This window comes from Actinocrinis sp. (assembly GCF_035650855.1).
Taxonomy (GTDB): domain Bacteria; phylum Actinomycetota; class Actinomycetes; order Streptomycetales; family Catenulisporaceae; genus Actinocrinis.
This window is the reverse complement of sequence record NZ_DASRGV010000194.1, coordinates 1-4,372: the sequence shown is the minus strand read 5'-3', so window position 1 is coordinate 4,372 and position 4,372 is coordinate 1. Positions and strand designations below refer to the sequence as shown.

Annotated in this window: 3 protein-coding genes; 2 read left to right on the top strand and 1 reads right to left on the bottom strand. The window is 69.8% G+C overall.

From position 1 onward, the window contains the following. Together VFB40_RS14270 and VFB40_RS14265 are read left to right on the top strand one after the other, a co-directional pair. Positions 1 to 1,507 (top strand): hypothetical protein (locus tag VFB40_RS14270; protein WP_324850824.1); only part of this gene is annotated, 1,507 nt, incomplete at its 5' end. Between the two features lie 157 nt (positions 1,508 to 1,664). Continuing rightward, a complete protein-coding gene (locus tag VFB40_RS14265) occupies positions 1,665 to 3,251 on the top strand; it encodes a serine/threonine-protein kinase (RefSeq protein ID WP_324850822.1) in 1,587 nt (528 codons plus the stop codon). Positions 3,252 to 3,338: 87 nt separating this feature from the next. Here VFB40_RS14265 and VFB40_RS14260 read toward each other — a convergent pair. Beyond that, positions 3,339 to 4,372 (bottom strand): acyl-CoA dehydrogenase family protein (locus tag VFB40_RS14260; protein ID WP_324850820.1); only part of this gene is annotated, 1,034 nt, incomplete at its 5' end.

Genomic DNA, 4,372 nt, shown 5'->3' with positions numbered 1-4,372 from the left:
TGGGTACGGGCCGACGGATCTGCGCTCGGCGTACAAGCTGACCGGGACCGGCTCGTCCAGCGAGACCATCGCCATCGTCGACGCGATGGACGACCCCAACGCCGAGTCCGACCTGGCCGCGTATCGCTCGCAGTACGGGCTCGCCGCCTGCACCACCGCGAACGGCTGCTTCCGGAAGGTGAACCAGAGCGGCGGCACCAGCTATCCGACCGCGGACTCGGGGTGGGCCGGGGAGATATCCCTGGACCTGGACATGGTCTCGGCGATCGCCCCGGGCGCGCACATCCTGCTGGTCGAGGCGAGCTCGGCGAACATGAGCGACCTGGGCGCCGCGGAGAACGAGGCGGTAGCGCTCGGCGCCAAGTTCGTCTCCAACAGCTGGGGCGGCTCTGAGGACTCCAGCGTCAGCTCCTCGGACTCCAGCTACTTCAACCACCCCGGCGTCGCCATCACCGTCTCGGCCGGCGACTCCGCCTACGGCGCCGAGTACCCGGCCACCTCGCAGTACGTGACCGCGGTCGGCGGCACCTCGCTGAGCACCGCCTCGAACGCGCGCGGCTGGAGCGAGTCGGTGTGGCACACCTCCAGCACCCAGGGCACCGGTTCGGGCTGCTCGGCGTACATCGCCAAGCCGAGCTGGCAGACCGACTCCGGCTGCTCGAAGCGGATGGAGGCGGACGTCGCGGCGGTCGCGGACCCGGCCACCGGCGTCGCGGTCTACGACAGCTACCAGGCCACCGGTTGGCAGGTGTACGGCGGCACGTCGGCCTCCTCGCCGATCATCGCCTCCGTGTACGCGCTGGCCGGCACGCCGGGCAGCACCGACCGTCCGGCGCAGTACATCTACCAGCACACCTCGTCGCTGTACGACGTGACCAGCGGCAGCAACGGCTCCTGCTCGCCGTCGTACTTCTGCACCGCCGGCACCGGCTACGACGGACCGACCGGCTGGGGCACCCCGAACGGCCTGGCCGCCTTCACCGCCGGCGGCAGCTCGGGCGGTACCGGAGGTGGTGGCGGCGGCGGTTGCACCGCGGCGCAGCTGATCGGCAACCCGGGCTTCGAGACCGGCACAGCTGCCCCGTGGACGCTCAGCTCCGGCGTGCTGAACAGCAACACCACCTCCCAGCCCGCACACAGCGGCAGCTACGACGCGTGGCTGGACGGCTATGGCAGCTCGCACACCGACACCGCCTCGCAGTCCGTGACCATCCCGTCGACGTGCAAGAACGCCAGCTTCTCGTTCTACCTGCACATCGACACCGCGGAAACCAGCACCACCACCGCCTACGACACACTCGCGGTGCAGTTGCTCAACTCCTCCGGCACCGTGCTCGGAACCCTGGCCACCTACTCGAACCTGAACGCCGGATCCGGGTACACCCAGCGCAGCTTCAGCCTCGCCTCCTACATCGGCCAGAGCATCACGCTGAAGTTCAGCGGCACCGAGGACAGCTCGGCGCAGACGTCCTTCGTTTTGGACGACGCGGCGTTGAACGTGTCCTGACAGCGCCTGGATACGAAGAAAGAAGACGGTGAGACGCGCGGCTGTTTCGCCGGCCACGGCAGTGGATCGGCGAAACAGCCGTTTCGTTTCGGGCGTAATCGGTCAATCCACGCGGCGCGACCGTAACGCTGACGGCCCGCCGGACACCTCTCCAATCATGCGCAGTGACATCGCGGTGAGGGTCGTCGCGCCCGATGGCTTGATCGCTGACCGTTATCGGCTGCTCAGCCCGCTCGGCGCGGGAGCGAGCGCCACCGTGTGGGCTGCCGTGGACGAGACGCTGGGCCGGCAAGTGGCGCTCAAGCTGCTGTCGGGTCCGGCGGCCTTCGACGAGATCGAGCGCGAGCAGTTGCGCAGCGAGGCGCGGGCGCTGGCCGCATTGGCGCATCCGCGCGTGATCGTCGTCTTCGACTACCTGGAGACGCCGGGTCTGAGCGAGACCGTGCAGCCGGTGCTCGTCACCGAACTGCTCGACGGCCGGAATCTGGCCGACTGCCTTGAAGCCGGTCCGCTGCCGTGGCCGGTGGCGCTCGGCGTCTGCGGCCAACTCGCCGAGGCGCTGGCGGCCGCGCACGCCGCGGGCATCGTGCACCGGGACGTCACGCCGGCCAACGTGATGCTCACCGAGACGGGCGTGAAACTGCTCGATTTCGGGATCGCACAAGGGCCGGCGGACGGCGGCGACGACCCGGACGGGGTCGCCGTAGGCACCCCGGTCTGCATGGCACCCGAGCAACTGGCCGGGCGCGCCGCGCTACCCGCCTCGGACATGTACGCGTTCGGATGCGTCCTGCACTGGTGCCTCACCGGCGCGCCGCCGTACTTGCACAAGGAGATGGCGGCGCTCAGCTACGCACACGGGCACGCCACTCCTCCGGCGCTCCGCATCCCCGAGTTGCCGCCGGATGTCGCAGAGCTCTACCTCCGCTGCCTGGCCAAGGATCCGGCCGATCGGCCCACTGCGGCCAGCGCCGCGAAGTTGCTCGCGCCGTTCGCCCGGGGGACCGGCGCCGAGCTCGTCCCGGCCGAAAGCCCGGTCGTGCGTCTGGCTACTGATGCGTACCGCCCGGCCGTGAGTCACGCCGGTCGGCGGCGGACCGCTGACCGGCGAGTGCTGCCGGCCGTGTTCTCACTCGCGGCACTGGCTGCCGTGTTCGCACTCGTATTCGGCACAGCCCACGCGATTATGGACGGCAAGGCCACGGCTTCCAGGGGATCGGGCGTTCCGGCCGCGTCGCCGAGCACGATGCCGAATGCGGGCGTGGGCGCGAGTGCGAGTCCGAGCACTGAAATGGCCTCTCCGACGCCTACGATGGCGAACGTCGTGATGCCGAGCGTGTCAGCGTCTATGACCATGTCGCAGTTCGCGTTCCCCTCGGCGAGCGCCCCCGTGATGGGCACCCTCATCCAGGTCGCCTTCCCCGCACCGGGCGCCGATCCGATCGGCTACCTGCAAGCCCTCGCCACGCAGATCCAGTCCTTCGTTTCACAGGGCCCGAACACGCTGGAAGCCAGCGCGGGCCAGCAGCTGGTCAACTCGATCGGCAACCTGGAGAACGCCGTGGCCGCCGCGCAGCAGAGCCGGGGCAAGAAACAGTGGCACGTCGTCGCGACCGACATCGCCGCCCTGCAGCAGCAGATCTCCGGCGGCGCCGGGGCCGGGCAGATGTCGCAGGCCACGGCGAGCCAGCTGAGCAACGAAGTGCAGACGCTGGCCAACGCGCTGCCCCTCAACGGGGCCTGAGCCGGGAACCGGACAGGTGGCGTGGCGGGGCGAGGGGCCGCTCCTCGTCTGGCGCGGCACGCCACCCGGTCCGGTCGGGTGAGTCTGTCAGCGGGGGTCGGCGAACGCGGCTGCGCTCGCGTTGGGTAACGCGGTCGAGACGGCGTCTCTGCTGGACATGGTGGCCGCGCCCGGAGTGGGGGCAGCACCGGAAACGGCACCTTCGTTCGATACGGCATCCCCGGCCGGTGGCGCGATGTCGGCACGGAGCCGGTCCGCGAGCTTGACGGACCACTGCTCGTGATTCGTTCCCGAGGCGTATTCGGACAGTCTCAGCCGCTGGATATCAGAGGTACCCGCGGGCGCGTATATGTGATAGACGTCGCGCAGGTACCGCTCTATGCGATGGCTGACATGCAGGCCGCGCGCGGCGAAGATCTCCATGGCGGCGCGCGCCGAGTCGATCGCGTACTCGGCGTTGACGAGTTTTGCGTTCATCAGTTCGGCGTCGCAGGGCAGGCCGCGGTCCAGTAGATGCGTGGCGTGGTAAAGCGCCAGCCGGGCCGTCATAAGCCGCGACTGCATGCCGCCGAGCTTCATCGCCACCGAGGAGATCGCGGACAGCGGCGCGCCGTAGAGCTCGCGGCGGCCGCAGAACTCGACTGTGTCCTCGACCACGGCCCGGTGGATGCCGAGCGCGACCGCGGCCAGGTTCGGCCGTCCGTACAGGGTGCTTGAGGAGTAGGCGACCTTCAGTCCGTCGCCCTCCTCGCCCAGCCGGTTCTCGACCGGGACGCGGCAGTCCTCGAACACGATGGTCCCGAAGCTGAAACCGTTCAGGCCCATCGTCGGCGCGTGCTTCTCCAGCCGCACACCCGGACGGTTCGCCTCCACCAGGAAGGCGGTCAGCCCGCCCGACCCGGGCCCGGTGCGCATCACCACACCGTGCAGGTGGCCGATGTGCGAGTTGCCGACGAAGACCTTCGCACCGTTCAGCACGTAGTGCGTGCCGTCACGCACCGCGCGGCCCGACATGCCCAGCACATGCCCGCCGGAGCCGGCCTCGGTGACCGCGATGGTCGGCAGGCAGCGGCCGGAGGCGATCTGCGGCAGCCAGGCCAGCTTCTGCTCCTCGGAGCCGA